A 25230-nucleotide genomic window follows, 5' to 3' on the forward strand; every position below is an offset into this window, starting at 1 on the left:
TACCACAGGCGGCGTTTCAACCTTGCTCGGTGAGAACTGCGGGTACAGGCTCATCATGCACGCTTTATTATCCCGCAGTTAACACATTGATTACAATCCATCGGCGGCGATCGTCTTATCAATGTGGCGAAAAACCGGCGCACAGCGCCAAGAAAGCGTCGGATGCGGATTTAAGCCGGGGCATATTGTCAGCCGCCGCGCCATTGCTTAAGCTAGGCCGCAATGAACAAACCAAGAATCCCCATCGCGCTGCAACAAGCGGTGATGCGCTGCCTGCGAGAAAAGCTGCAGTTGGCACGCCGGCATTTTGCCGTCGAGTTCCCCGAACCCAGCATCATCTATCAGCAACGCGGCACCAGCGCGGGCACCGCCTGGCTGCAAAGCTGGGAAATCCGTCTGAACCCGGTGCTGCTGCTGGAAAACCAACAGCCGTTTATCGATGAAGTGGTGCCGCACGAGCTGGCGCACCTGCTGGTGTTTCGCCAATTCGGCCGGGTGGCGCCGCACGGCCGCGAATGGCGCTGGATGATGGAAAGCGTACTGCTGACCCCCGCCAGCCGCACTCACCGTTTCGAAACCGCCTCGGTGCAAAGCAAAACCTTCCCCTACCGCTGCGGCTGCGGACAGCACCAGCTCACCATTCGCCGCCATAACCGCGTGCTGCGCGGCGAAAGCGAATACCGCTGCCGCCGGTGCGGCGAAAAACTGAAATTTCTTGCTAGCGAGAACCTTTAGTTAAACGATTTATACGTTAAAACAAGCAAATATCGCCATTTGCCACTGCCGGCAAGTTCCGTTACCCTGCCTGCTTTTCCAATTTTGAGCTGTTTTGGAATATGCTTCGCAGAATTTTGTTTATGGCGGTTTTCGCCGCAGGCACCGTACAGGCGCACGGCATCAATAATTTTTCTCAGGCCAAGGCGGCGGCGGCCAAGATTAACCAGGATGCGCCGGGCAGTTTTTACTGCGGCTGCCGCATCGACTGGCAAGGCAAGAAGGGCATCCCGGATCTCGCCGGCTGCGGCTATCAGGTGCGTAAAAACGCCCAACGCGCGCAGCGTATCGAGTGGGAACACGTGGTGCCGGCCTGGCAGTTCGGCCACCAGCTGCAGTGCTGGCAGGACGGCGGGCGCAAGAACTGCAACAAAGACGCCACCTATCGCCAGATAGAAACCGATCTGCACAACCTGCAGCCGGCGATCGGCGAAGTGAACGGCGATCGCAATAACTTCATGTACAGCCAATGGAACGGCGGTGAAGGCCAATACGGGCAATGCCCGATGAAGGTGGACTTCAAGAATAAACAGGCGGAGCCGCCCGCCCGCGCCCGCGGCGCCATTGCCCGCACCTACTTCTACATGCGCGATCGCTACCAGCTGCGGCTGTCACGCCAGCAAACCCAGCTGTTCGAGGTGTGGAACCGGCAATATCCGGTGAGCCAATGGGAATGTCAGCGTGAAGCACGTATCGCCAAGGTGCAGGGCAACCACAACCCCTATATTCAACAGGCTTGTCAGCAGCGGAAAAGCTAACCTACTATAGCCTTTATCTTTCATGGCGCCGCCAACCCGCGGCGCCGTTTCGTCAGGATCAGACTACCCATGCGCATACCCCGCATTTACCATCCGCAACCGTTGACCGATCGGGCGGAGATCGCCCTCAGCGAGGACGCCGCCAACCACGTCGGCCGCGTGCTGCGCATGAGCGCCGGCCAGGCGCTGCAGCTGTTCGACGGCAGCAACCAGGTGTTCGACGCCGAGATAGTTCGGGTGGACAAAAAGAGCGTGCTGGTGCGCCTCGGCGACGGCCGCGTGGATAACATCGAATCGCCGCTCAACCTGCATCTGGGCCAGGTGATCTCGCGCGGCGAGAAGATGGAGTTCACCATTCAGAAGTCCATCGAGCTGGGCGTCAACGTCATTACCCCGCTGTTTTCCGAGCGCTGCGGCGTCAAGTTGGACGGCGAGCGTCTGGCGAAGAAAATCCAGCAATGGCAAAAGATCGCCATCGCCGCCTGCGAACAGTGCGGCCGCAACCGCATTCCCGAAATCCGCGAGGCGATGTCGCTGGAAGCGTGGTGCGCCGAGCAGGACGGCAGCCTGAAGCTCAACCTGCATCCGCGCGCCAGCCACAGCATCAACACGCTGCCGCAGCCGGTAGACCGCGTCCGCCTGTTGATCGGCCCGGAAGGCGGTTTGTCCGCCGACGAAATCGCCATGACCACCAACCACGGATTTACTGATATTCTGCTGGGGCCACGCGTGCTGCGTACCGAAACCACAGCGCTCACCGCCATTACCGCTCTGCAGGTCCGCTTCGGCGACCTGGGTTAAAGGAGAAAAGATGATTAAGCTCGGCATCGTGATGGACCCTATCGACTCCATCAACATCAAGAAAGACACCAGCTTCGCCATGCTGCTCGAAGCGCAGCGCCGCGGTTACGAATTGCACTACATGGAGATGAACGATCTCTATCTGCACGCCGGTGACGGGCGCGCCCGCACTCGCCTGCTGAGCGTGAAGGAAGACAAGGAGAACTGGTTCAGCTTCGGCAGCGAGCAGGATCTGGCGCTGCACGATCTGGACGTGATCCTGATGCGCAAGGATCCGCCGTTCGATACCGAATACATCTACGCGACCTATATTCTGGAGCGCGCCGAAGTCAAAGGCACGCTGGTGGTCAACAAACCGCAAAGCCTGCGCGACTGCAACGAGAAGCTGTTCACCGCCTGGTTCCCGGAACTGACGCCGGACACGCTGGTCAGCCGCAGCGCCGCGCACATCCGCAAATTCCACCAGCAGCACGGCGACGTCATCCTGAAACCGCTGGACGGCATGGGCGGCGCGTCTATCTTCCGCGTGAAGCAGGACGATCCTAACCTGTCGGTGATCATCGAAACCCTGACCGAACACGGCAGCCGTTTCTGCATGGCGCAGAACTTCCTGCCGGCGATCAAGGACGGCGACAAACGCATTCTGGTCGTTGACGGCGAGCCGGTGCCTTACTGCCTGGCGCGCATTCCGGCGCAGGGTGAGACCCGTGGCAACCTGGCGGCCGGCGGCCGCGGCGAAGCGCGTCCGCTGAGCGAGAGCGACTGGAAAATCGCCCGCGCCGTCGCGCCGACGCTGAAAGAGAAAGGGCTGATCTTCGTCGGCCTGGACGTGATCGGCGATCGCCTGACCGAAATCAACGTGACCAGCCCAACCTGCGCGCGCGAAATTGAGGCGGCATTCCCGATCTCGATTACCGGCATGCTGATGGACGCGATTGAAAAGCGCCTGGCAGCGAAGTAATGCGTCATGCGGGCGGCCTGCCGCCCGCTATCCTGCATCGCGCCCACCAAAGCGCGCCTTTGCACGCGGCTTGAAAGGCGGCGGGTATAGCCGCATACTGGCGGCTGTTTATTTTCTCACCCATTGATTACCTGATACTAACGCCATGAATTTACAGCACCATTTTCTGATCGCCATGCCCACCCTGCAGGATCCTCGCTTCAAGCGCTCGGTGATTTACGTCTGTGAGCACAACGAAGAAGGCGCCATGGGTTTGGTGATCAATAAACCGGTGGAGCAGTTCACGGTAGCCACGGTACTGAGCAAGCTGAAGATCATGCCGCCTGCGCGCGATCCGGCCATCAGCCTGGACAAGCCGGTGTTCGCCGGCGGCCCGCTGGCGGACGATCGCGGATTTATCCTGCATACGCCGCGCCACGGCTTCGGTGCCAGCATTCAAATTTCCCCCAACACCATGATCACCACCTCGAAAGACGTGCTGGAAACGCTCGGCACCCCGGAACAACCGGACGACGTGCTGGTGGCGCTGGGTTATGCGGGTTGGGAAAAGGGCCAGCTGGAGCAGGAGGTGTTGGAGAACGCCTGGCTGACCATCGAGGCCAACACCGACATTCTGTTCCGCACGCCGATCGCCAGCCGTTGGCGCGAGGCGGGGAACCTTCTGGGTATCGACATTCGCAGCATCGCCAACCACGCAGGACACGCCTGATGAGCAACCGTACCATTATCGCCTTCGACTTCGGCACCAAAAGCATCGGCGCGGCCGTCGGCCAGGAGTTGACCGGCAGCGCCCGCGCCCTGCCGGCTTTCAAAGCGCAGGACGGCTCGCCAGACTGGCTGAAAATCGAAAAGCTGCTGAAGGAGTGGCAGCCGGATCTGGTGGTGGTCGGCCTGCCGCTGAACATGGACGGCACCGAACAACCGGTGACCGCCCAGGCGCGCAAGTTCGCCAACCGGCTGCACGGCCGCTTCGGCATCCAGATCGATCTGCATGACGAGCGCCTGAGCACCGTGGAGGCGCGCGCCAACCTGTTCGATCGCGGCGGCTTCCGTGCGCTCGACAAAGGCAGCGTGGATTCCGCCTCTGCGGTGGTGATCCTCGAAAGCTGGTTCGAACGGCAGCTGGGTTAACTCCCCGCCCCTTCGCCAACACAATCCCCCAACACGCCGGCGTCGATCCGCTGCTGCAAACCTTGCTCAAAGGTTTGCATGCCGGACTGCGCGCCGGTTTGCAACACGCTCGCCAACTGATGGGTTTTCCCTTCGCGGATCAGGTTGCTGACCGCCGCCGTCGCCGTCAGCACCTCAAAGATCGCCACTCGCCCGCCGCCGGGCCGCCTCATCAGCTTTTGCGCGATCACCGCCTGCAGGCTGCCGGCCAGCTGGGCGCGCACATAGGGTTTCTCTTCCGCCGGAAACACATCCACCAGCCGTTCCACCGCCTGCGGCGCGCTGCGGGTGTGCAACGTCGCCAGCACCAGATGGCCAGTCTCCGCCGCGGTGAGCGCCAGCCGAATGGTGGCAACATCGCGCAGCTCGCCCAGCAGGATCACATCCGGATCTTCGCGCAGCGCAGCGCGCAACGCCGTATCGAAGCTGTGACTGTCGCGGCCGATCTCCCGCTGCTGGATCAGCGAACGTCGGCTACGGTGCAGGAATTCGATCGGATCCTCCAGCGTCAAAATGTGCCGCGGCTGGTGCCGGTTGATCTCGTCGATCATCGCCGCCAGCGTGGTGGATTTGCCGCTGCCGGTGGCGCCGGTGACCAGAAGAAGCCCGTCGTCGCGCCGCAGCAGCGCCGGGACGATGGCCGGCGCCGCCAGCTCGGCAAGCGAAGGCGCCTGCCCGGCGATGCGCCGCAATGCGAGAGACATCCCCGCGCTTTGCTGAAAAACGTTGGCTCGCAGCCGCTCCCCACCCGGCCTGTGCAGCGCCAGATCGATCTGCCCCAGCCGCCGCAGGCTCTCGCGCTGCTGCGCACTCAGCAATCCGTCGCAGAGGGCCTGCACGCCTTGCGCCGTCAGCGTTGACGCCGCCGCCAGCGGCTGCAGTTCACCGTCGATGCGCAACATCGGCGGATGACCGGCACAAAGGTGCAGATCGGAAGCATTATGCTTTACACTAAGGGCCACGAATTCATCGATATCCATATCACTCTCCCGGGTCAATAATGAGCACTATCCAACAGAACCTGCAGGATGTCAGAAACCGCATCGCGGCCGCCGCGCAAAACTGCGCGCGGGCGCCAGAACAAGTTGCTCTGCTTGCAGTCAGCAAAACCAAACCTGTGGCGGCGATCGAAGAAGCCATCGCCGCGGGCCAGCGCGCCTTCGGCGAGAACTACGTGCAGGAAGGGGTAGACAAGATCCGGCATTTCGCCGAGTCGCCGCAGAACGGCGAGTTGGTGTGGCACTTTATCGGCCCGCTGCAATCCAATAAGAGTCGGCTGGTGGCGGAACACTTCGCCTGGTGCCATACCGTAGATCGGCTGCGCATCGCCCAGCGCCTGAGCGATCAGCGCCCGGCCGGCATGCCGCCGCTCAACGTGCTGATTCAAATCAACATCAGCGATGAGCAGAGTAAATCCGGCATCGCGCTGGCCGAGCTGCCGGCGTTAGCCGAAGCGATCGCCGCGCTGCCGAACCTGGCGCTGCGCGGCCTGATGGCCATCCCGGCGCCGGAAGCGGATTACCAGCGGCAGCTGGCGGTATTCAGCCGGATGAACGACGCCTTTCTCGCCCTGCGTCAGCGTTATCCGCAGGCCGATACGCTGTCGATGGGCATGACGGACGACATGGCGGCGGCGATCGCCGCTGGCAGCACCCTGGTGCGCATCGGCACCGCAATTTTTGGCGCCCGCGACTACTCGCAGGCCTGACAAACAGACGAGGGATTTGATGCAACATCGCAAGATTACCTTTATCGGCGCCGGCAACATGGCGCGTGCAATCATCGCCGGCCTGGTGGCGGGCGGCTATCCGGCCAAATCCATCAGCGTCTGCGCCCCTTCGCCGAAAAACCGTGACGCGCTGGCGGCAGACTACGGCATCGTCAGCAGCGGCGACAACGTCGCCTGCGCGCGCGCGGCCGACGTGGTGGTGCTGGCAGTCAAACCGCAGATGATGGCCGACGTTTGCCAACCGCTGCGCGAGCAGGTCGATTTCAGCGGCAAACTGGTGCTGTCGATCGCCGCCGGCATTCAGGTCAGCCGTTTCTATCAGCTGCTCGGCGACAAGCTGAACATCGTGCGCATCATGCCCAACACCCCGTCGCTGGTCGGCAAGGGCATGAGCGGATTGTACGCGCCGGCGCAGGTCAGCCGGCAGGATCGCGACTACACCGGCGATTTAATGGCGTCGGTCGGTAAAGTTTGCTGGGTCGATGACGAAAATGGCATCAACGGCGTGATCGCCGCCGCAGGCAGCGCCCCGGCCTATTTCTTCCTGTTTATGGAGGCGATGCAAAAAGAGGCCGAACGCATGGGCTTCGACAGCCAGACCGCGCGCGATCTGGTGCAGCAGGCCGCTTCCGGCGCCGCCGCCTTGGTGGAAGCCAACCCGGATACGCCGCTGGGCACGCTGCGCGAGCAGGTGACCTCCAAAGGCGGCACCACCGCCGAAGCGCTGCGGGTGTTCAACGAACGCCAACTGCCGGAAACCGTGGCGCAAGCGATGCAGGCCGCCGTTTCCCGCGCGCAAGAGATGGAAAAATTATTTTAAATAACCATGAGTTAAGGAGAAGGACCACTTCATGCTAACGCTGACTTTCCTGGTCAAGACCGTTATTGATCTGTACGTGATGGTGCTGTTGCTGCGCATTTGGATGCAATGGACGCGCACCGATTTTTATAACCCGTTCTCGCAGTTTGTGGTGAAGATCACCCAGCCGGTCGTCGGCCCACTGCGCCGTATTATCCCGTCGCTGGGGCCTATCGACAGCGCTTCGCTGTTGCTGGCGTTCCTGCTGATGACCATCAAGTATCCGCTGCTGCTGCTGATCCAGGGCGGCGCGATGTCGCTCAGCCCGTATAACCTGCTGTTCGGCCTGATCTCGCTGGTGAAATCCGCCGGCTACCTGATCTTCTGGGTGATGATCATTCGTGCGCTGATGAGCTGGATCAGTCAGGGCCGCAGCCCGATCGACTACGTGATGTACCAGCTGACCGAACCCTTGATGGCGCCGATCCGTCGCATCCTCCCGGCGATGGGCGGCATCGACTTTTCCGCCATGGTGGTGATCCTGATCCTCTATCTGATCAACTACCTGGGCATGGATCTGTTCGGCGAGATCTGGTTCCTGCTGTGAGTGCAGTCACTCCGGCGCTGGACGGGCTGGCGATCAGGCTATATATTCAGCCGAAAGCCAGCCGCGACCAAATTATCGGCTTGCATGGCGACGAAGTGAAAGTCGCCATCACCGCCCCGCCGGTCGACGGCCAAGCCAACGCCCATTTGATCAAGTTTATCGCCAAGCAGTTCAAAGTGGCGAAAAGCAACGTCACCATCGAGAAAGGCGAACTGGGGCGGCATAAACAGTTACGCATCGTGAATCCGCAACAGATCCCCGCCGTGGTCGCGGCGCTCATCGAATAATTTTCAAGGTAGTCATTATGCAAAAAGTCGTTCTTGCCACCGGTAACCCGGGCAAAGTGCGCGAACTTGCCGACCTGTTGGCCGATTTCGGCCTGGACGTGGTCGCGCAAACCGATCTGGGCGTGGAATCCGCCGAAGAGACCGGGCTGACGTTTATCGAAAACGCCATTCTGAAAGCGCGCCATGCGGCACAGGTCACCGGCCTGCCGGCGATCGCCGACGATTCCGGCCTGGCGGTCGACGCGCTGGGCGGCGCGCCGGGCATCTACTCCGCACGCTATGCCGGTGAAGACGCCGACGATCGGCAGAACCTCGACAAGCTGCTGGCGGCGCTGAAAGGCGTAGCGCCGGGCCGGCGCGGCGCGCAATTCCACTGCGTGCTGGTCTATCTGCGCCATGCAGAAGATCCGACGCCGCTGGTGTTCCACGGCAGCTGGGCCGGTGAGATCACCGAGCAGGCCGCCGGCGAAGGCGGCTTCGGTTACGATCCTGTCTTCTACGTGCCGGAGCTGGGCCGCACCGCCGCCGAGCTGAGCCGCGACGAGAAGCGGGCGATTTCGCACCGCGGCAAGGCGCTGACGCTGATGTTGGAAGCCATGCGCAATGCTTAAGCTGCCCCCGCTGAGTCTCTACATTCACATCCCGTGGTGCGTGCAGAAATGCCCGTACTGCGACTTCAACTCCCATGCGCTGAAGGGTGACGTGCCGCATCAGGAGTATGTCGATCATCTGTTGGCGGATCTGGATGCCGACCTGCCGCTGGCCGGCGGCCGGGAGATAAGCACCATCTTCATCGGCGGCGGCACCCCCAGCCTGCTGAGCGCCGAGGCGATGCAAGCCTTGCTGGACGGCGTGCGGGCGCGCATTCGCGTCGCCGACGATGCTGAAATCACCATGGAGGCCAACCCCGGCACCGTGGAGGCCGATCGCTTCAGCGGCTACCAGCGCGCCGGCGTCAACCGCATCTCCATCGGGGTGCAAAGCTTCAGCGCCGAGAAGCTGACCCGCTTAGGGCGCATCCACGGCCCGAAAGAGGCCAAGCGCGCGGCAACGCTGGCGACCGGCCTCGGCCTGCGCAGCTTCAACCTCGATCTGATGCACGGCCTGCCGGATCAGTCGCTGGAAGAGGCGCTGGACGATCTGCGCCAGGCTATTGCCCTGAACCCGCCGCACCTGTCGTGGTATCAGCTGACCATCGAGCCGAACACCCTGTTCAGCTCGCGCCCGCCGGTTTTGCCGGACGACGACGCGCTGTGGGACATCTTCGAACGCGGCCACCAGCTGCTGAGCGCCGCCGGCTATCAGCAGTATGAAACCTCGGCCTACGCCAAGCCGGGCTATCAATGCCAGCACAACCTCAACTACTGGCGCTTCGGCGACTACCTGGGGATCGGCTGCGGCGCGCACGGCAAGGTGACCTTCAGCGACGGGCGCATCCTGCGCACCGCCAAGACCAAGCACCCGCGCGGCTTTATGCGCGGCGACTACATGGACAAGCAGCATGAGGTAACGGCGGCGGATCGGCCGTTCGAGTTCTTCATGAACCGCTTCCGCCTGCTGGAAGCTGCGCCGCGCGCCGACTTCGTCAACTACACCGGGCTGGCGGAAAGCGTCATTCGCCCGCAGCTGGACGAAGCGCTGGCCAAAGGCTATCTGGAAGAAACCGCGGAGCACTGGCAGATCACCGAGAAGGGCAAACTGTTCCTCAACTCGCTGCTGGAACTGTTCCTGGCGGACGACGAGTAAAAAAAAGCGCTGAATGATCAGCGCTTTTTTTCATGTTCAGGCGGCATTATGAGGGCGATGCGTCACGTCGCCACGCCCCTTCAGCAATCCCTCAACGGAAACATCCTCGTCCAACGCGTCTCAAAGCTGACGCGTTTAGCCGAAATACTCATGCCAAGCCGCCAAAAACAATGCCTGATAGGTATCAACCAGAATTTCGCTTCGCCTCAGCGTCTCTGATATGGATATGCGATATCTATCCGTCACTTCAACGCTTTAAGCAGATCCTTGCGCTGGGTTTCCAGTGCGGTGACGCGGTTGCACACGTCATGACCGAAGTTCTGGAAGTCCTGCTCCTGGTTGTTCCATTCGTTCTGGATCGCCTTCTGCAAGCCGCCCAAATTGCCCATGATCGCCTGCAGCGGGTTGCCGCCGCTGTTGGCAGCCTGTTTGACGCCCATCTCGTTCAGGCTGTCCTGCAGCACGCCGCCCATGCTCTGCTGCACGATGTTGCGGCCGTCCTGTTCCACCTGGTCGATCGCCTTGTGGTGGAAGGTCAGGCCGTCGCTGCGGTGCTCGATGATGCGGTTCATCTGCTGCTTCAGCTGGCCGTTCAGGGTGGTCAGCCGGTTGCGCACGTTGCTGTTGCTGCCCAGCTCTTTGACGATCACTTTATCCAGCGCTGCGCGGGCTTTCTCCAGGTGCTTCTGCGCGCCGTCGTCGATCCACGGCAGCTGCTTGCGCAGCGCGCTCTGGTAACTGAAGGCTTTCTGCCGCTGGCTGTCGCTCAGGCTCAGCGCCTGACCGTTGCGGATCACGTCGCCATCCGGCGATATTTGCAGGTCGCCGCTGGCGCCTTTCACCTGCACGCTCTGCGGGCTGATGATCACATCGTCCTGGGGTTTAACGCTGCATTGGTACTCGGCGTGGGCCTGTGCGGCAGTCGCCGCCAGCAGCAGTAAGGCTAACCCGGTTTTCTTCAACATAGCTTCTCCTGACTCCCATCCTGATTGGGATTAAAAAATCGAACGACCGATACGTTGAGACAACAGTTCCAGCGCCGCAGTTCCCGCCAGCGAGTTGCCGGAAGCATCCAGCTCCGGCGACCAGACGACGATCGACAGCTCGCCCGGCACGATGGCCACGATGCCGCCGCCCACGCCGGACTTGCCCGGCATCCCCACCCGATAGGCGAATTCGCCGGCGCCGTCGTACATGCCGCTGGTCATCATCAGGGCGTTGATCTGTCGGGCCTGCAGCGGGCTGATCACCGCCTCGCCGTTGAGATCGCGGCCGTGATTGGCCAGATAGACGAAGCTGCGCGCCAGCTCCACGCAGCTCATGCGCAGCGCGCAGTAGTGGAAATAGGTTTGCAGCACGGTGATCACGTCGTTTTCGAAGTTGCCGAACGACTTCATCAGATAGGCGATGGCCGCATTGCGATCGGAATGTTCGAACTCGGAGCGCGCCACCCGCAGGTCATAGGCCAGGTCGTCTTCACCGGCCAGCTGGCGCACCACCTCCAGCATGCGCTGTTTGGGGGCGCTGAGCCGGGTTTGCAGCATGTCGCACACCACCAGCGCGCCGGGGTTGATAAACGGATTGCGCGGTTTGCCCTGCTCCATCTCCAGCTGCAGCAGCGAGTTGAACGGCAGGCCGGAAGGCTCTTTGCCGACGCGCCGCCAGATCTCAGGCTCCTGATAGCGCGTCAGCGCCAGCGTCAGGCTCAGCACTTTGGAGATCGACTGAATGGAGAAGCGCTCCGCGGCGTCGCCGGCCTGGAACAGTTCGCCGTCCACCGTGCAGACGGCGATCGCCAGCCGATCGGCGGGCACTTCCGCCAACGCCGGGATGTAGTCGGCCACTTTCCCCTGGCCAATCAGCGGGCGCACCTGTTGCAGGATCGCCTCCAGCAACGCGTTATCCAATGTTGTTACCACCTCGGTCACACTCCGGGCAAAACAAAGGCGCCGTTAAGGCACCTTAAATCCATCCCCGTCATACTTGAATCCGCATCTGTGTTGGCTGCGCAGTTACTCGGCCCATCCGTGGGCCTCACCCCTTCGGGGCCGCTGCAAACAGCGTTTAAATCTGCTCCCGGCTGATTTTTCACCCCAGTCACTTACTGAAGTAAGCTCCTGGGGACTCACCCTCTTGCCGCCGTGATGCGAATCCAATTATTTAGGGGGAAATAAGCGGCGCGAAGCCGCGCTCATCGGGCAAGCGCGATCAATCCCACCAGATATCGAACAGATCGCTGACCTTAACGTCGGTCAGTTTGCGCGCTTCCAGCCAGTTTTTCACCAGCTCGCGCTGCTCGTCGGTGCAGTGGCCGATCTTCTGCAGGCAGATCAGACCTTCCCACTGCAGGTAGCCGCTGCCGTCAAACGCCAGGCCGTTCGGCTCGATCACTTCATCGATGAAGGTATCCAGCGTGCTGTCGATGTCTTCCACCGACGTGCCTTCGGCGAAGCGCCAGGCTACGGAGAAACCCAGCTCCTGAAATTCTTCAATGTGCAACTTTTTACGTAAACGACGACTGCGGTTCTTAGCCATTATTCTTTCCTCTCAAACATCAAGTCCCAAACGCCATGTCCCAGGCGCTGGCCGCGTAATTCAAACTTCGTCAGTGGGCGCGAATCCGGACGCGGCACGTAATCATTATCGCTGGAAAGATTACGGTAGCCTGCGACCCCGTTCATAACCTCTAACATATGTTCCGCATAAGGTTGCCAATCGGTGGCCATGTGGAAGACGCCGCCGGTCTTCAGCTTGCGCAGCACCAGTTCGACAAACGGCGTTTGCACGATGCGGCGCTTGTTGTGGCGCGCCTTGTGCCACGGATCGGGGAAGAACAGCTGCACCATGTCCAGCGAGCCGTCCGGGATCATGTTTTCCAGCACCTCAACCGCGTCGTGGCACATCACGCGCAGGTTGCTCAGCTTCGCCTCGTGGGCGTCGGCCAGGCAGGCGCCCACGCCCGGCGAGTGCACTTCGATCCCTAAAAAGTTCTGCTGCGGGTTGTTGCCCGCCATGGTCACCAGTGAGGCGCCCATGCCAAAACCGATCTCCAGCACCGTCGGCGCGTCGCGGCCGAACAGCGCGGCGAGATCGACAGCGTCAGCCTGATACTCCACGCCCATCACCGGCCAATAGTTCTCCAGCGCGTGCTGCTGGCCTTTGGTCAGCCGCCCCTGGCGGCGGACAAAACTGCGGATACGGCGCATCGCGCGGCCGTTCTCATCAAATTCCGGGGAGATGACGTCATTAATCATAGTGCTTTCTGTCTGTTTGGCTGCCAATTAGGGAAACGCGCATTATGCAAAGATACATTGGTTTAGCAAGTGTTCATCTTCTGTACCCGCCGTGCGGCGTCGGAAAGTTCCGGTTTACAGCACCATGACTCTATGCTGCAATCTCGCTTCATTTTCTGCCGGATAACGACGCTGCTCATGATGCAAGCACAACAATTCGCACAGGTGGTGCTTGACTGGTATCAGCGCTACGGTCGCAAGACCCTGCCGTGGCAGCTGGAAAAAACCGCCTATCAAGTATGGCTCTCCGAGGTGATGTTGCAACAGACCCAGGTTGCCACCGTCATTCCTTATTTTCAGCGCTTTATGGCCCGTTTTCCCAACGTGCGCGCGCTGGCGGAAGCCCCGCTCGACGAAGTGCTGCATCTGTGGACCGGCCTCGGCTATTACGCCCGCGCCCGCAACCTGCACAAGGCGGCGCAGACCATTGTCGCACAGCACGGCGGCGAGTTCCCGACAACCTTCGCAGAAATTGCCGATTTACCGGGCGTCGGCCGCTCTACCGCCGGCGCGGTGCTGTCGTTGGCGCTGGGTCAACACTATCCGATCCTCGACGGCAACGTGAAGCGCGTGCTGGCCCGCTGCTACGCGGTGGAGGGCTGGCCGGGCAAGAAAGAAGTCGAAAACCGGCTGTGGAAAATCAGCGAAGAGGTCACCCCGGCACAGGGCGTCGGCCAGTTCAACCAGGCAATGATGGATCTGGGCGCCATGGTCTGCACCCGCTCCAAGCCCAAGTGCGAACTCTGCCCGCTCAACGTCGGCTGCCTGTCTTACGCCAACCACAGCTGGGCCAACTACCCCGGCAAGAAACCCAAGCAGACCCTGCCGGAAAAAACCGCCTACTTCTTATTGCTGCAGCACGGCGACCGGGTGTGGCTGGAGCAGCGCCCGGCGGTGGGCCTGTGGGGTGGCCTGTTCTGCTTCCCGCAGTTCAGCGCGCGCGTGGATTTGGAACTCTGGCTGCAGCAGCGCGGTCTGAAAGGCAAGCGCCTGGAGCAGCTGACCGCGTTTCGCCACACGTTCAGCCATTTCCACCTCGATATCGTGCCGATGTGGCTGTCGCTCGACGCGGCGGGCAGCGGCATGGATGAGGGCGCGGGTCTCTGGTATAACTTAGCGCAGCCGCCGTCGGTCGGGCTGGCAGCGCCGGTGGATCGCCTGTTGCAACAGCTGGCGAAGCAGCCCCCGATCCAACAAAACTTATATGGCGATAGCGCCATCGATGAGGAATTAGCATGAGCCGCACCATTTTTTGTACTTTCCTGCAGCGCGACGCCGAAGGCCAGGACTTCCAGCTTTATCCCGGTGACGTCGGCAAGCGCATCTACAACGAGATCTCCAAGGAAGCCTGGGGCGAGTGGATGAAGAAGCAGACCATGCTGATCAACGAGAAGAAGCTGAACATGATGAACGTGGACGACCGCAAGCTGCTGGAAGAGGAAATGATCAAGTTCCTGTTCGAAGGGCACGACGTGCACATCGAAGGCTATACGCCGCCGAGCGAATAACGCTGTTGGGGCCAGGCGCTGGCCCGCTTCAATCCTCTTATACTTCTTCCAAACGGCTTTAAGATGAAGAAAATTTTAGCTTTGCTCGTAATAGCGCCTTTGCTGATCTCCTGTTCCGGCAAAAAAAGTGAAGAAATCAACGAAGCCTGGATTAAAGATACCAACGGCTTCGACATTCTGATGGGCCAATTCGCCCACAACATCGAGAACATCTGGGGTCTGAACGAAGTTCTGATCGCCGGGCCGAAAGACTACGTCAAATATACCGACCAGTACCAAACCCGCAGCCACATCAACTTCGACACCGGCGCCATTACCATCGAGACCATCGCCACCACCGATCCGGCCGCGCACCTGCGCCAGGCGATCATCAGCACGCTGCTGATGGGTGACGATCCGGGGTCCATCGATCTCTATTCCGACGCCAACGATATCCAGATCAGCAAAGAGCCATTCCTGTACGGTCAGGTGCTGGATAACAAGGGCGCGCCGATCCGCTGGGAATGGCGCGCGGCGCACTTCGCCGATTACCTGCTGCAGACCAAGCTGCAAAAACGCACCTCCGGCCTGCACGTGATCTACTCGGTCACCATCCAGCTGGTGCCGAACCACCTGGACAAACGTGCACACAAATACCTGCCGATGGTGCGCAAGGCGTCGGAAAAATACGGCGTGGACGAGTCGCTGATCCTGGCGATCATGCAGACCGAATCGAGCTTCAACCCGTATGCGGTGAGCGGTTCGGACGCGCTGGGCCTGATGCAGGTGGTGCAGCATACCGCCGGTAAAGATGTGTTCCAGATGCGCGGCAAATGGGGCACCCCGAGCCGCAGCTACCTGTTCGATCCGGAGAACAACATCGACACTGGCACCGCCTATCTGGCGATCCTGCAGAACAACTACCTGGGCGGCATTCAGAACCCGACCTCGCGCCGCTATGCGGTGATCACCGCCTACAACGGCGGCGCCGGTAGCGTGCTGCGGGTGTTCTCCAGCGACAGAACGCGCGCGGTGGGCATCATCAACGGCATGCAGCCGGGCGACGTGTACCAGACGCTGACCACCAAGCACCCGGCCGCCGAGTCGCGCCGCTATCTGGTGAAAGTGAATACCGCGCAGAAGAGCTACCGCAGAAAGTAACGCGTTCCGCGTGGATAAATGAGAAGGGCCGGTGCGAACCGGCCCTTTTTCTATGGCTTGATCATATAGCCGAAGATGCGCTTCCAGCCGTGATCTTTTTTCTCGATGTAGACCCCCTGCAGCTCCGGCGAGAAGCCCGGCAGGCGGTTGATGCCCTCTTCCAGCGCCAGGAAGTAGCGCTGCACCGCGCCGCCCCACACTTCGCCCGGTACCACGCACAGCACGCCCGGCGGGTACGGCAAGGCCCCTTCCGCCGCGATGCGCCCTTCCGCCTGGCCGATCGGCACCAGCTCGACGTTATCGCGGATAAACGCCACGTTGGCGTCCTGCGGGTTCATCACCGCCGGCGGGAAATGATCCTGGCGGAACATCTCCTTTTGCAGCTGTTTGACGTCGAAGCTGACGTACAGATCGTGCATCTCCTGGCACAGCCGGCGAATGCTGTAGCCGCGGTAGCGCTGCTCGTTCTTGCGGTACACCGTCGGCAGCACCACGCTCAGCGGCGCGTCCTCTGCAACATAGCGCTCGAACTGCACCAGCATCTCCACCAGTTGCTCCATCTTGGCCGGGTTTTCCGCCGGGGTCAGCAGAAATAGGATCGAGTTGAGATCGCACTTCTCCGGCACGATGCCGTTCTCGCGCAGGAAGTTGGCCAGAATGGTGGCCGGCACGCCGAACTCGGTGTATTGGCCGGTCGCGGCGTCGATGCCCGGCGTGGTCAGCAGCAGCTTGCACGGATCCACCAAATACTGATCCTGGGCATAGCCTTCGAAGCCGTGCCACGTTTCCCCCGGCACGAAGGTGAAGAAGCGCGCGTCGTTGGCGATAAGGTCAGTATCGTGATCCTGCCAGTCTTTGCCCGCCACCTGCTGCGGAATAAACGGCTTCAGCTGTGAGCAGCGCTTGAGCAGCTGTTTGCGGGTCTCGATGCCCAGCTTGACGCAGTCCATCCACATGCGGCGCCCGGCGGGGCCGGCATGCATCTTGGCGTTGACGTCCAGCGCGGCGAACAGCGGATAGAACGGACTGGTCGAGGCATGCAGCATGAACGCGTTGTTCAGGTGCTTGTGGTTGCAGTGGCGCTTTTGCCCTTTGATATGGTCGTCTTTCTTGTGGATCTGCGAGGTCTGCGAGAACCCCGCCTGCTGTTTATGCACCGACTGGGTGACGAAAATGCCCGGATCGTGTTCGTCCAGCTCCAGCAGCAACGGCGAGCACTCTTTCAGCATCGGGATAAAGCCTTCATAGCCCACCCAGGCGGAGTCGAACAGGATGTAGTCGCACAGGTGACCGATAGTGTCGATCACCTGACGCGCGTTGTAAATCGTGCCGTCGTAGGTGCCGAGCTGAATGATCGCCAACCTGAACGGCCTTGCCGCCGCGGCCTTCTCCGGCGCCACTTCGCGGATCTGCTCGCGCAGGTAGCGTTCGTCGAAGCAGTGCGCATCGATGCCGCCGATAAAGCCGAACGGGTTGCGGGCGGTTTCCAGATAGACCGGCGTGGCGCCGGCCTGGATCAGCGCCCCGTGGTGGTTGGATTTGTGGTTGTTGCGATCGAACAGCACCAGATCGCCACGGGTCAGCAGCGCGTTGGTCACCACCTTGTTGGCCGCCGAGGTGCCGTTGAGCACAAAGTAGGTTTTATCGGCGTTGAACACCCGCGCCGCGTGCTTTTGCGCATCCTTGGCCGACCCTTCGTGGATCAGCAGATCGCCCAGCTTGACGTCGGCGTTGCACATATCGGAACGGAACAGGGTCTCACCGTAGAAATCGAAGAACTGCCGGCCGGCCGGGTGTTTGCGGAAGAACTCGCCGCCCTGATGCCCCGGGCAGGCGAAGGTCGAATTTTCCATCTCGACGTAGGTCTTCAGCGTTTTGAAGAACGGCGGCAGCAGCGCCTGCTCGTAGGCGTCGGCGGCGGCCTCCAGCTGTGCCATGTAGAACGGCTTGCTGGCGCCGGCCAGCAGCGCGAAAACCCCACTGACGAACGGCAGATAGTCCGGCGAGAGATGCTCGTCCCCTTCCACCGCCACGAAGGTCGGAATGTCGAACCCCGTCGCCTGCAAGCGCGCCAAAATGCCGGCGTTAACGTCGGCGACCGACACCACCACCGCCGCCACGTCGGTGTAGTCCGTCTGCTCTACGCGCACGATTTGGCGCAGCGTCTCAATGGTGGCGACCAGGCTGGCGCTGGTCGCGATTTTCAATTCTTTCATCATGCGGACTCTCAAACGGTGAAGGATGAGGGTGTGCCACCGGCACGGTAATGAGATAACGCGGTTATCCCGGTAAAGCGATACCCGGGCACGGCAGCATAAGCGGCGTGCGTGACCGGCTCATGATCGGGGATCATCAGGCGGCTATCGGGGGAACTGGTCTTGGCAGCGTCCGACAGGCATCAGTAAAATCAGGGCCGCAGCGCTGGCTTTACACATGCCTAACAGCGAGCATCAGGTGGCCTTACCGCATGGCCGGCAGGCGTATTCGGGCGGATGACGTGCAAAGGAGACAACGGCGGAACGGTGGCGGCGTCAGATGTCTGGTGCGCAGCAGCGCTTGAGCAACAAAACCAGTCATGCCAATAACCCTCTGGCTTATAAGAAGCGGGAACACCGTCAGGGAACGGAGAGTGCTAAAATTTGCGCAATGATTGCATGATTCGTTGCGGGGTTCAAGCAAGAATCGCTCTGGTTTAACGCGCATTGATTTTACAATAACGCATTGTTATTTAATTAAAAAATAATAAAAAACCATCTTGACGACGGTATAAATACACGTTTTATATGCATATTTATTGAGTTGAAATACCCCCCCATCCCCCACTCCGCCGGGTTCGCTGCCTGAAAATAGAGCAACCGATCGGCTTTGTGACAGAAAGCGATTGACGCCACCCGGCCAATACGGTTTAATGCGCCCCGTTGCCCGGATAGCTCAGTCGGTAGAGCAGGGGATTGAAAATCCCCGTGTCCTTGGTTCGATTCCGAGTCCGGGCACCACTTATTCATACACGGACGTCCATTGACGTCCGTTTTTCTTTTTAAAGTCAACAAACTATCTACTTTACCCCCCTCGCTGACGTTCACTAACATTCATCAACATCCACATTGCCTTGATGGTATATCTGTTGGTATTGTTAGTTCGATACGTTTTGTACCATCACAGGGAGGGGTAAACGATGGCTCTCACTGATGTCAAGGTAAGAAATGCCAAGCCCGCCGACAAGCCTGTAAAGCTCACTGACGGCAACGGCATGCATCTTCTTATTCATCCCAATGGCTCCAAATACTGGCGTCTACAATACCGCTTTGCAGGAAAACAAAAGCTACTGGCTCTTGGGGTCTACCCTGCTGTCTCTCTTGCTGATGCCCGTAACCGTAGAGATGATGCCAGAAGATTAATTGCTGCTGGTATCGACCCCTCCGAAAAGAAAAAAACAGAAAAGGTAGAGCAAAGCGGCGCTCATGCTTTTGAGTCCGTTGCCAGAGACTGGCATGCAAGCAACATCAAATGGTCAGAAACACATGCTGAAAGGGTAATGAACAGCCTTATCAATCATGTGTTCCCTGTTATTGGTAAACGAAACATTACCGACCTCAAAACCCGTGACCTACTCCAACCAATTAAGGCGGCTGAAAAGTCCGGGCATCTTGAGATTGCTGCTCGTCTCCAGCAACGTATCACCGCTATCATGCGATATGCTGTCCATAACAGTATTATCGATAGTAATCCTGCACAGGACTTAGCAGGTGCCATTGCAACAGCAAAACGAGTCCATCGCCCGGCTCTTCCGTTTGAACGCATTACAGAGCTTCTCAGCCGTATTGAGAGCTATAGAGGAAGACAGTTAACCCGCCTTGCTGTGCGACTCACTTTACTGACTTTTGTTCGTTCAAGTGAGATGCGTTTTGCCCGTTGGTCTGAAATTGATTTCAAAAATGCGCTCTGGACGATACCTGCAAAACGTGAAGAACTACAACGAGTGAAACACTCCAGCCGTGGCTCTAAGATGAAAACCCCTCACCTTGTTCCATTAAGCAAGCAGGCAATAGCAACCCTGAGAGAAATTCAGAAGCTCAGTGGCGATCAGGAAATCATCTTCATTGGCGATCACTATGCCTATAAACCAATGAGTGAAAACACCGTCAACAATGCGCTTCGTAAAATGGGCTATGACACCAAAACAGAAGTTTGTGGTCATGGTTTCCGCTCAATGGCCTGTAGTGCCTTGATCGAATCCGGCTTATGGTCAAAAGATGCAGTGGAACGCCAGATGAGCCATCAAGAGCGTAATAACGTTCGCGCTGCTTACATCCATCTTGCTGAGCATCTCGATGAGCGTAGGCTAATGCTACAGTGGTGGGCTGATTATCTAGATGCTAACCGGAAAGGGATATTACGGCCATACGATTTTAAAAACTGAGGGACGTTATAAAAAAGTTGGCTGAGAAGATAATGCCAATCACTTAAGCATTTTGAAGAATATAAACTCATAATAATGCTTAAAAGTGAAACGAAGAAATCAGGATTCATCCCTATTTTTCTTGCTTAGAGGCCCGTATTCTTGGGCCTTATTACTTTAGTCAACAGCATTCGGCTGAGAATGCTCTATTTAAAAAAACGTTTTTATCAGCGTCAATAATTTATGTTATTTTTTATGCTTGTTATTGTGATAAAAATATTTGCCTCCTTTTAATGATACAAAATCCTCATGTAAAAATTTTTTGAACATTAACTAGTTAATGTTCAAAATTCGCGAATAGATAATAATGAAATTTCTTTAGAAAAAAATCACTAATAAAAATGTAATAAACCTTGTGCAGCGGATGGAATTTTAATATAAATATGTAGACTACACTACATGGAGATACGTACAATGCCATTCAACTTATGCTGGAGAAAGCCAAACCTCCCAGAGGGGGATCTGCAACTGCTGGTTCAAGGACATGCTTCTGGCGTGTTACGCCTTACACAGGCTGGCTATACTGACAATGGTAAAGTTATTGATCAAACGGAATATTTCCGGTATCAGGTATTCTCTGGATTGCTATGGTATGAAATTGATGGAAAGGAAATGGCTGAGGCAACCTTCCATTTACAAATAAAAGGTACATCGGTAGGTACGTTTAAGCTTAAATTAAGTCATAAACCTTCATGGGAAGCAGGCCAGAATAATTATACAACCGGATTGCACTGGGATGACGCCAAATATTTGATTCAGCGTCGTGATTTAGTAGGGTGTGATCTCGAACTATACAAGGCCATCGATGAAAACTTCGATTTTTTAATTTCAATACATTGACACTTAGAGTTTTCAGGGAGAACTCTATAGTTCTTCCCTGTTGGACGATACAGCATATTATAAAATAGAGTTAATGCAGATGACTTTAAAAAATATACTACTACAGGGTTTGGTTTTAGGAGATGAACATATTCATTCAGTAAAGAATGTGTTATCAGATGAAAAAAATAATAAGATTATAATTAGCGTGGCATTTGCAAGAAAAAATGGAGTGCATCTGCTCAAAGAGACTCTCTCCAAGTTCAAAGATAAAATTGAACTATTCGTTGGTATTGCTAATGGTGTAACCTCAAAGCAAGCGGTAGAGGAGATCATTAGATGTGGTATTTCTCCATATTTAATAAATATGGGAACAGTATCGAGAATATTTCACCCTAAAATATATCTCGCTTTTCAGAACGAAGGCATACATATTATCACTGGCAGTGCCAATTTAACATATTCCGGGCTTAGTGAAAATATAGAAATTAGCACACATGTTTTTTTAGAAAAGGGAACATCAAATTATGATATTTTAACTGATAAGATTGAATCAAGTTTTGAATTATTAAAAAACAACCATCCTAACAATGTAAAAAAAATTAATAGCAAGGAAGAATTAAATGTTTTACATGAAGATGGTTTTTTAGAAAATGAGGATATTAAAGACTCAGCATTAATACTAAGTAAAACAAAAACTAAAAACCCTAAATTTATTCCTGCATTCCCAAAGGTTATTAAAACAAAACAATTAACCAGCATTGCTAGCCACATATCACATAATGAAAATCATGTGGGCGAGGTCTGGAAAAGTAAACCTTTAACAAGAAGAGATTTAAATATACCGACAGCTATAAAAACAAATCCAACAGGATCAATGTTTTTCAAAAAAGGATTGTTCAGCAACATTGACCAACGACATTATTTCAGAAATGAATTATTTAGCGAACTAACATGGGTTATAGATACCAATCCTAATAAAAAACATTTGGAAAGAGCCGAAGCCATTTTTGAAATAATAGTCAATGGGATTTCTTATGGTGATTTTAAATTAAAGTTAACACATGACAGCAGAACGGATAGTAAAACATATAAACAAAATAATAGTGTTACTCAGATCCATTGGGGAGAAGCTAAAAATTATATTTCAAGAGAAGAATTATTAGGAAAAACAATGATTTTATATCATATTGGTGGTAATAAATATCAAATTTCTGTTGAGTAATTATCGAAGCCCTATCAATTTTGATTTAATGATAGGGCCACTCTTAAAACTTCTAACTTCGCTGCCTTCTATTTTTTAACTTATTCCAAACATGTATTAACTTTTCAACTACTTCGTCATCATATCCCATGTGAGAGAATATTTTCTTCCCTTGCTCTGCAAGAATTTGCTCCATGGATCTGTTCATCATAGAGTTATTTAACTCAGATAAATCGAACTCAATTTTTTCCGGTAGAGGGATAAACAGCTTCCTTATCTCAGAAGGGACAAGCTCCATTACGCCACCACCATAAGAACGACCCTCTAGTTCTGCGAATATAGCAGTTAAAGGATTGAGGAAACAATAGGACAATTTTTCCTCATTAATATTAGATTTAGGTTTAATTCTATAGGCTGTATCGGTTGTATAAGCTTGATATTGATTATAAATTAATCTTGGAGCATCATGAGATCGTTTAAGCATAGCTAATTTTGTGCTAAATACAGAGGGAACCTTATACCAAGGTTTTCGAATTCTGCACTTATATCGCTTGTGAAAGCCCTGTAATTCACCATTGAAAATGTATTCTTGCGTTTTTTTAGGTAGTTCATGAAATTCTTTATCCAAATATAAAAAATAAACTGGAAGCTTATTCTCTATATTAGCTAAATGTTGAACCTCATCGTATATAACACCTTGGCAATGTTGACTTCTTCCAAACATTGGATGGGTGAACTCACTTAAATCAAATGCGTCAACTACATCTTTATTTACGAGGAAAAACTCATTGGCACCTGTGACCATTCCCACTTCAACATTTGCTATAGTATCAAAAGAGTGTACGTTTGGATGTTTAATAATCTCATTAAGAAGGTTAACTTCATTTTTATCTAGGACGGCTTTTGTCCACTTACCTTTTACGGTATCACCATTGATTGTATTTGTTTCGTTGAATATATCTTCGGGATTTTTTTGTAAAAAATCGAAGCCACTGACCCCTTTAATTCCGACACCTTGTGATGCACAATCCAGATTAATTTTCTTTTCAACTAATAGAATGACCGCGCCTTGTAAGGTTTCACTGAACCATATTTCTTTTGGATCAATAATTACAATTTTAGAGCAATGCTCACCCAAGAATGTCCTCAAGGATTGTGCATGCATTACATTTATAATTTCTGATGGAATTACCATGCCAAGACGTCCTCCGGGATTGAGGAGCGAAACGCCAGACAAAATAAAAGGCACCCATGCATTTGTATGTTTAGTAAACTTTAAGTCAAGCAATTTGAAAATTGCTTCAGTATTTTCTTGGAAATCCTTTTCTAAGAATTGATAACGTATAAAGGGAGGGTTGCCAATAATAGCATCGAAAGAAGTATTTTTTTTCTGAATTGCAACTTTTGCCCATTCCAGAAAATCACCTTCTGTGATTTCAACGTCTGAAAAACCTAAGGATTTGCACAACTCCATAGATTTTTTAGCTTCTATATCGAAAAGTTCATAACCTTGTACTTTAGTGTTTTTGTCAAATTTATTATTGTATAGAGACTGAAAGAATACACCATCACCGCAACTCGGTTCTAGAATACTTTTAGGTTTGTTATTAAGAACCCATTTGGTTGTAAAGTCAGCGATGTTTTGTGGTGTATAATAACCACCACGTAGTTTTTGAGCTGTCTGATCTGCTTTAAATTTCATTTCGCATTCTCTTTATTCTTATTTTCAATTTGCTCTTTCGCTTTTAAAGTAAACCAATCTTTAAGGGTTATAGACTCCATAGCTAAGATAGAGTAAAGCTTCTTTTTTAACTCAGGGTCTACTTGTAACACGATCCTTCCAGATCTTCCGATAGCCATATATATATCTTAAATTCATTCACACCTATGTTACCTATGTGACATAGGCATTTCAAGTTATTTTTTTAAAGAATATATGGCAGAATTAATCTTTAAGAGACTACTAAGCATGGCGCAAATAAACATTCAAAATAAATTTATTAATTAAACACCATTGAATATATAAAGGTGATATAACTGTGAATATAGGCATTTATTATTGCCTGCCAATCAATTCATCAAGAAACCTTTTTCCTCGCAATTTGAACCTTGCCTTATCATCAGCACCAAGGTTTTTAAAATGAATTAATATGCCTAATACAAACTCCTTATCAACATCTTCTACTTTACAGCCAACAGCTTTAGCCACCTCTGCCCCAAGAATAATCTTCAGGCGTGTCTCAGCACTCTTGGACAAAGATTTCTCTTTAGTCTTGAGACGATTCAAACGCATCTGCGCTGATGCTATTTTTTGCTTAATGGTTTTTTCTGATCTTGGCTTTCTGCTTTTATCATTACCTTCAAGAACATCTCCCTGTTTACTCATCAGAACTCTTCTCCTTTTTCCATTCATTCATATAAAATGAAAGAAGTATATAAAAAACATCATCATTTCCATTATCAACAGTATGCCAGAACAGTTTGCCGGGGAAGAAACCGATTAAGTTCGTCATTGAGATGTTTTCTTCGAGATACATGAGTGAATACAGGTAAGCATCCAGAGAAACGCAAAATTTATAATAAGCAGGGAAAGATACGTTGTCATGGCGCTCAAGAAAGTAATCCATAAAACAGCAAAAATAAAATAGTTCATCGTCAAATTTATCATTGTTGATTTGTATTCGGTTATCAAACCCAGAAAACGATTTTTTCATCTCCGCTACCTTATTGAAATCCAACCCCATGAAGTTAATGTATTTATGTGTCATTTGTTTTTCCTTTTGTTATTTAATGATTACTCCTTGCAATACAATTAAAAAATGAAAAGGTCAAATAATATGGTAACGTTATGTTATATATATTGAAGCAGCACTGTATGATTGTTTCAAACAATCAACCTGCTGACAGGCTTGTCCTGTTAATGATGGGATTCATCCAGAAATAATGGTATTTTGGTTTTAAACATGAGATGTCAGTAAGCTCAAAATAAAATCATGCAACATAAGCGAGTGCGATCACTAACGTTAAATAGCTGATACTCTCCCCGTTACTTATTTTATCAAATCAATGAAAAAATTTATCTCTTGTTTTTAAACTCTGGTTTTTGGTCTCAACCTGTGAATTGTGCAACACGTAAAATATTTTTTATTTTCACTATTCTATCTTAATTCAGCTT

28 protein-coding genes, 1 tRNA gene and 1 pseudogene are annotated in these 25230 nt (G+C 54.3%); 19 read left to right on the forward strand and 11 right to left on the reverse strand.

Annotation, left to right across the window (positions count from 1 at the left end):
• Positions 1-222 precede the first annotated feature (222 nt).
• The 6 genes from C3F38_RS23590 (at position 223) to ruvX (ending at position 4425) form a co-directional block, all read left to right on the forward strand.
• Positions 223-735, forward strand: coding sequence for a SprT family zinc-dependent metalloprotease (locus tag C3F38_RS23590; protein WP_055316110.1), 513 nt, complete (start codon positions 223-225; stop codon positions 733-735).
• Between the two features lie 101 nt (positions 736-836).
• A complete protein-coding gene (endA, locus tag C3F38_RS23595; RefSeq protein WP_047729855.1) occupies positions 837-1532 on the forward strand; it encodes a deoxyribonuclease I in 696 nt (231 codons plus the stop codon).
• A 69-nt stretch (positions 1533-1601) separates the two neighbouring features.
• Positions 1602-2333, forward strand: a complete 732-nt coding sequence (gene rsmE, locus C3F38_RS23600; protein WP_055316111.1) for a 16S rRNA (uracil(1498)-N(3))-methyltransferase — start codon at positions 1602-1604, stop codon at positions 2331-2333.
• Positions 2334-2343: 10 nt separating this feature from the next.
• On the forward strand, positions 2344-3294 hold the full coding sequence (gene gshB, locus C3F38_RS23605; protein WP_047729854.1) for a glutathione synthase: 951 nt from the start codon (positions 2344-2346) through the stop codon (positions 3292-3294).
• Between the two features lie 145 nt (positions 3295-3439).
• Positions 3440-4003: a YqgE/AlgH family protein gene (locus C3F38_RS23610; RefSeq protein ID WP_033635940.1), complete on the forward strand. Its 564-nt coding sequence runs from the start codon at positions 3440-3442 to the stop codon at positions 4001-4003.
• Positions 4003-4425 carry a Holliday junction resolvase RuvX gene (ruvX, locus tag C3F38_RS23615; protein WP_015379046.1) on the forward strand — a complete coding sequence of 141 codons (423 nt, stop codon included), beginning with the start codon at positions 4003-4005 and terminating at the stop codon, positions 4423-4425. The genes C3F38_RS23610 and ruvX overlap by 1 nt, the downstream gene beginning before the upstream one ends.
• Here ruvX and C3F38_RS23620 read toward each other — a convergent pair.
• A complete protein-coding gene (locus C3F38_RS23620) occupies positions 4422-5444 on the reverse strand; it encodes a type IV pilus twitching motility protein PilT (protein ID WP_055316112.1) in 1023 nt (340 codons plus the stop codon). The genes ruvX and C3F38_RS23620 overlap by 4 nt on opposite strands.
• Before the next feature lie 20 nt (positions 5445-5464).
• Here C3F38_RS23620 and C3F38_RS23625 point away from each other — a divergent pair, with 20 nt between their 5' ends.
• Genes C3F38_RS23625 through hemW form a run of 6 tightly spaced genes read left to right on the forward strand, consistent with a single transcriptional unit; the run spans position 5465 to position 9632 of the window.
• On the forward strand, positions 5465-6172 hold the full coding sequence (locus C3F38_RS23625) for a YggS family pyridoxal phosphate-dependent enzyme (protein WP_048234668.1): 708 nt from the start codon (positions 5465-5467) through the stop codon (positions 6170-6172).
• Between the two features lie 19 nt (positions 6173-6191).
• On the forward strand, positions 6192-7013 hold the full coding sequence (proC, locus tag C3F38_RS23630) for a pyrroline-5-carboxylate reductase (protein ID WP_055316113.1): 822 nt from the start codon (positions 6192-6194) through the stop codon (positions 7011-7013).
• Positions 7014-7044: 31 nt separating this feature from the next.
• Entirely contained in the window at positions 7045-7599 is a 555-nt protein-coding gene (locus tag C3F38_RS23635; protein WP_047729850.1) for a YggT family protein, read from the forward strand.
• On the forward strand, positions 7596-7886 hold the full coding sequence (gene yggU / locus C3F38_RS23640; RefSeq protein ID WP_047729849.1) for a DUF167 family protein YggU: 291 nt from the start codon (positions 7596-7598) through the stop codon (positions 7884-7886). Before C3F38_RS23635 ends, yggU begins: the two co-directional genes overlap by 4 nt.
• 17 nt (positions 7887-7903) lie before the next feature.
• On the forward strand, positions 7904-8497 hold the full coding sequence (locus tag C3F38_RS23645) for an XTP/dITP diphosphatase (protein ID WP_047729848.1): 594 nt from the start codon (positions 7904-7906) through the stop codon (positions 8495-8497).
• The gene (gene hemW / locus C3F38_RS23650; RefSeq protein ID WP_055316114.1) at positions 8490-9632 is read left to right on the forward strand and encodes a radical SAM family heme chaperone HemW; all 1143 of its coding nucleotides are present in this window, start codon (positions 8490-8492) and stop codon (positions 9630-9632) included. Before C3F38_RS23645 ends, hemW begins: the two co-directional genes overlap by 8 nt.
• Positions 9633-9668: 36 nt before the next feature.
• Here the strand turns inward: hemW and C3F38_RS26685 are convergent.
• The 5 genes and pseudogenes from C3F38_RS26685 to trmB form a co-directional block, all read right to left on the reverse strand.
• Positions 9669-9752, reverse strand: a pseudogene (locus tag C3F38_RS26685) (DUF2442 domain-containing protein); the annotation flags it as partial.
• Between the two features lie 122 nt (positions 9753-9874).
• Positions 9875-10597, reverse strand: a complete 723-nt coding sequence (locus C3F38_RS23660; RefSeq protein ID WP_038879295.1) for a DUF2884 domain-containing protein — start codon at positions 10595-10597, stop codon at positions 9875-9877.
• Positions 10598-10627: 30 nt separating this feature from the next.
• Positions 10628-11551 carry a glutaminase B gene (gene glsB / locus C3F38_RS23665; RefSeq protein ID WP_055316117.1) on the reverse strand — a complete coding sequence of 308 codons (924 nt, stop codon included), beginning with the start codon at positions 11549-11551 and terminating at the stop codon, positions 10628-10630.
• A 289-nt stretch (positions 11552-11840) separates the two neighbouring features.
• Entirely contained in the window at positions 11841-12167 is a 327-nt protein-coding gene (locus C3F38_RS23670) for a YggL family protein (protein ID WP_019456098.1), read from the reverse strand.
• The gene (gene trmB / locus C3F38_RS23675) at positions 12167-12886 is read right to left on the reverse strand and encodes a tRNA (guanosine(46)-N7)-methyltransferase TrmB (protein WP_033654659.1); all 720 of its coding nucleotides are present in this window, start codon (positions 12884-12886) and stop codon (positions 12167-12169) included. The genes C3F38_RS23670 and trmB overlap by 1 nt, the downstream gene beginning before the upstream one ends.
• 177 nt (positions 12887-13063) lie before the next feature.
• Between trmB and mutY the strand changes: the two genes are divergently transcribed.
• From mutY to mltC, 3 genes are all read left to right on the forward strand, one after another.
• Positions 13064-14164, forward strand: coding sequence for an A/G-specific adenine glycosylase (mutY, locus tag C3F38_RS23680; protein ID WP_004937408.1), 1101 nt, complete (start codon positions 13064-13066; stop codon positions 14162-14164).
• Positions 14161-14433 carry an oxidative damage protection protein gene (locus tag C3F38_RS23685; RefSeq protein ID WP_004937404.1) on the forward strand — a complete coding sequence of 91 codons (273 nt, stop codon included), beginning with the start codon at positions 14161-14163 and terminating at the stop codon, positions 14431-14433. Before mutY ends, C3F38_RS23685 begins: the two co-directional genes overlap by 4 nt.
• Before the next feature lie 63 nt (positions 14434-14496).
• Positions 14497-15573, forward strand: a complete 1077-nt coding sequence (gene mltC, locus C3F38_RS23690) for a membrane-bound lytic murein transglycosylase MltC (RefSeq protein ID WP_004937402.1) — start codon at positions 14497-14499, stop codon at positions 15571-15573.
• A gap of 50 nt (positions 15574-15623) precedes the next feature.
• Here the strand turns inward: mltC and speF are convergent, their stop codons facing one another.
• Positions 15624-17789: an ornithine decarboxylase SpeF gene (speF, locus tag C3F38_RS23695; protein WP_055316118.1), complete on the reverse strand. Its 2166-nt coding sequence runs from the start codon at positions 17787-17789 to the stop codon at positions 15624-15626.
• A 704-nt stretch (positions 17790-18493) separates the two neighbouring features.
• On the opposite strand from speF, the gene C3F38_RS23700 reads away from it, so the two are divergent.
• The 4 genes from C3F38_RS23700 (at position 18494) to C3F38_RS26690 (ending at position 22076) form a co-directional block, all read left to right on the forward strand.
• A tRNA-Phe gene (locus C3F38_RS23700) sits at positions 18494-18569 on the forward strand.
• Between the two features lie 179 nt (positions 18570-18748).
• Entirely contained in the window at positions 18749-19993 is a 1245-nt protein-coding gene (locus C3F38_RS23705) for an integrase arm-type DNA-binding domain-containing protein (RefSeq protein WP_103767419.1), read from the forward strand.
• A 453-nt stretch (positions 19994-20446) separates the two neighbouring features.
• A complete protein-coding gene (locus C3F38_RS23710) occupies positions 20447-20872 on the forward strand; it encodes a hypothetical protein (protein ID WP_223349716.1) in 426 nt (141 codons plus the stop codon).
• Between the two features lie 79 nt (positions 20873-20951).
• Positions 20952-22076, forward strand: coding sequence for a hypothetical protein (locus C3F38_RS26690; RefSeq protein WP_223349717.1), 1125 nt, complete (start codon positions 20952-20954; stop codon positions 22074-22076).
• A 52-nt stretch (positions 22077-22128) separates the two neighbouring features.
• On the opposite strand, the gene C3F38_RS23720 is transcribed toward C3F38_RS26690, so the two are convergent.
• The 4 genes from C3F38_RS23720 to C3F38_RS23730 all read right to left on the reverse strand — a co-directional run bounded on the left by C3F38_RS23720 (position 22129) and on the right by C3F38_RS23730 (position 24823).
• Positions 22129-23757: an N-6 DNA methylase gene (locus C3F38_RS23720; protein ID WP_103767420.1), complete on the reverse strand. Its 1629-nt coding sequence runs from the start codon at positions 23755-23757 to the stop codon at positions 22129-22131.
• Positions 23754-23888 carry a hypothetical protein gene (locus tag C3F38_RS26770; protein WP_001440510.1) on the reverse strand — a complete coding sequence of 45 codons (135 nt, stop codon included), beginning with the start codon at positions 23886-23888 and terminating at the stop codon, positions 23754-23756. Before C3F38_RS26770 ends, C3F38_RS23720 begins: the two co-directional genes overlap by 4 nt.
• Before the next feature lie 223 nt (positions 23889-24111).
• Complete coding sequence (locus C3F38_RS23725) at positions 24112-24441, reverse strand: conjugal transfer protein TraD (RefSeq protein ID WP_103767421.1); 330 nt, start codon at positions 24439-24441, stop codon at positions 24112-24114.
• A complete protein-coding gene (locus C3F38_RS23730; RefSeq protein WP_103767422.1) occupies positions 24434-24823 on the reverse strand; it encodes a hypothetical protein in 390 nt (129 codons plus the stop codon). Before C3F38_RS23730 ends, C3F38_RS23725 begins: the two co-directional genes overlap by 8 nt.
• Positions 24824-25230 lie beyond the last annotated feature (407 nt).

Origin of the sequence: Serratia sp. SSNIH1 (genome assembly GCF_002935055.1) — a bacterium.
Taxonomy (GTDB): Bacteria; Pseudomonadota; Gammaproteobacteria; order Enterobacterales; family Enterobacteriaceae; genus Serratia; species Serratia nevei.

What these genes read in the sequence shown, in the direction of transcription:
- C3F38_RS23590 (WP_055316110.1), top strand. Translation starts at nt 223, where the DNA reads ATGAACAAACCAAGAATCCCCATCGCGCTGCAACAAGCGGTGATGCGC.
- endA (WP_047729855.1), top strand. Translation starts at nt 837, where the DNA reads ATGCTTCGCAGAATTTTGTTTATGGCGGTTTTCGCCGCAGGCACCGTA.
- rsmE (WP_055316111.1), top strand. Translation starts at nt 1,602, where the DNA reads ATGCGCATACCCCGCATTTACCATCCGCAACCGTTGACCGATCGGGCG.
- gshB (WP_047729854.1), top strand. Translation starts at nt 2,344, where the DNA reads ATGATTAAGCTCGGCATCGTGATGGACCCTATCGACTCCATCAACATC.
- C3F38_RS23610 (WP_033635940.1), top strand. Translation starts at nt 3,440, where the DNA reads ATGAATTTACAGCACCATTTTCTGATCGCCATGCCCACCCTGCAGGAT.
- ruvX (WP_015379046.1), top strand. Translation starts at nt 4,003, where the DNA reads ATGAGCAACCGTACCATTATCGCCTTCGACTTCGGCACCAAAAGCATC.
- C3F38_RS23620 (WP_055316112.1), bottom strand. Translation starts at nt 5,444, where the DNA reads ATGGATATCGATGAATTCGTGGCCCTTAGTGTAAAGCATAATGCTTCC.
- C3F38_RS23625 (WP_048234668.1), top strand. Translation starts at nt 5,465, where the DNA reads ATGAGCACTATCCAACAGAACCTGCAGGATGTCAGAAACCGCATCGCG.
- proC (WP_055316113.1), top strand. Translation starts at nt 6,192, where the DNA reads ATGCAACATCGCAAGATTACCTTTATCGGCGCCGGCAACATGGCGCGT.
- C3F38_RS23635 (WP_047729850.1), top strand. Translation starts at nt 7,045, where the DNA reads ATGCTAACGCTGACTTTCCTGGTCAAGACCGTTATTGATCTGTACGTG.
- C3F38_RS23645 (WP_047729848.1), top strand. Translation starts at nt 7,904, where the DNA reads ATGCAAAAAGTCGTTCTTGCCACCGGTAACCCGGGCAAAGTGCGCGAA.
- hemW (WP_055316114.1), top strand. Translation starts at nt 8,490, where the DNA reads ATGCTTAAGCTGCCCCCGCTGAGTCTCTACATTCACATCCCGTGGTGC.
- C3F38_RS23660 (WP_038879295.1), bottom strand. Translation starts at nt 10,597, where the DNA reads ATGTTGAAGAAAACCGGGTTAGCCTTACTGCTGCTGGCGGCGACTGCC.
- C3F38_RS23670 (WP_019456098.1), bottom strand. Translation starts at nt 12,167, where the DNA reads ATGGCTAAGAACCGCAGTCGTCGTTTACGTAAAAAGTTGCACATTGAA.
- trmB (WP_033654659.1), bottom strand. Translation starts at nt 12,886, where the DNA reads ATGATTAATGACGTCATCTCCCCGGAATTTGATGAGAACGGCCGCGCG.
- mutY (WP_004937408.1), top strand. Translation starts at nt 13,064, where the DNA reads ATGATGCAAGCACAACAATTCGCACAGGTGGTGCTTGACTGGTATCAG.
- C3F38_RS23685 (WP_004937404.1), top strand. Translation starts at nt 14,161, where the DNA reads ATGAGCCGCACCATTTTTTGTACTTTCCTGCAGCGCGACGCCGAAGGC.
- mltC (WP_004937402.1), top strand. Translation starts at nt 14,497, where the DNA reads ATGAAGAAAATTTTAGCTTTGCTCGTAATAGCGCCTTTGCTGATCTCC.
- speF (WP_055316118.1), bottom strand. Translation starts at nt 17,789, where the DNA reads ATGAAAGAATTGAAAATCGCGACCAGCGCCAGCCTGGTCGCCACCATT.
- C3F38_RS23705 (WP_103767419.1), top strand. Translation starts at nt 18,749, where the DNA reads ATGGCTCTCACTGATGTCAAGGTAAGAAATGCCAAGCCCGCCGACAAG.
- C3F38_RS23710 (WP_223349716.1), top strand. Translation starts at nt 20,447, where the DNA reads ATGCCATTCAACTTATGCTGGAGAAAGCCAAACCTCCCAGAGGGGGAT.
- C3F38_RS26690 (WP_223349717.1), top strand. Translation starts at nt 20,952, where the DNA reads ATGACTTTAAAAAATATACTACTACAGGGTTTGGTTTTAGGAGATGAA.
- C3F38_RS23720 (WP_103767420.1), bottom strand. Translation starts at nt 23,757, where the DNA reads ATGAAATTTAAAGCAGATCAGACAGCTCAAAAACTACGTGGTGGTTAT.
- C3F38_RS23725 (WP_103767421.1), bottom strand. Translation starts at nt 24,441, where the DNA reads ATGAGTAAACAGGGAGATGTTCTTGAAGGTAATGATAAAAGCAGAAAG.
- C3F38_RS23730 (WP_103767422.1), bottom strand. Translation starts at nt 24,823, where the DNA reads ATGACACATAAATACATTAACTTCATGGGGTTGGATTTCAATAAGGTA.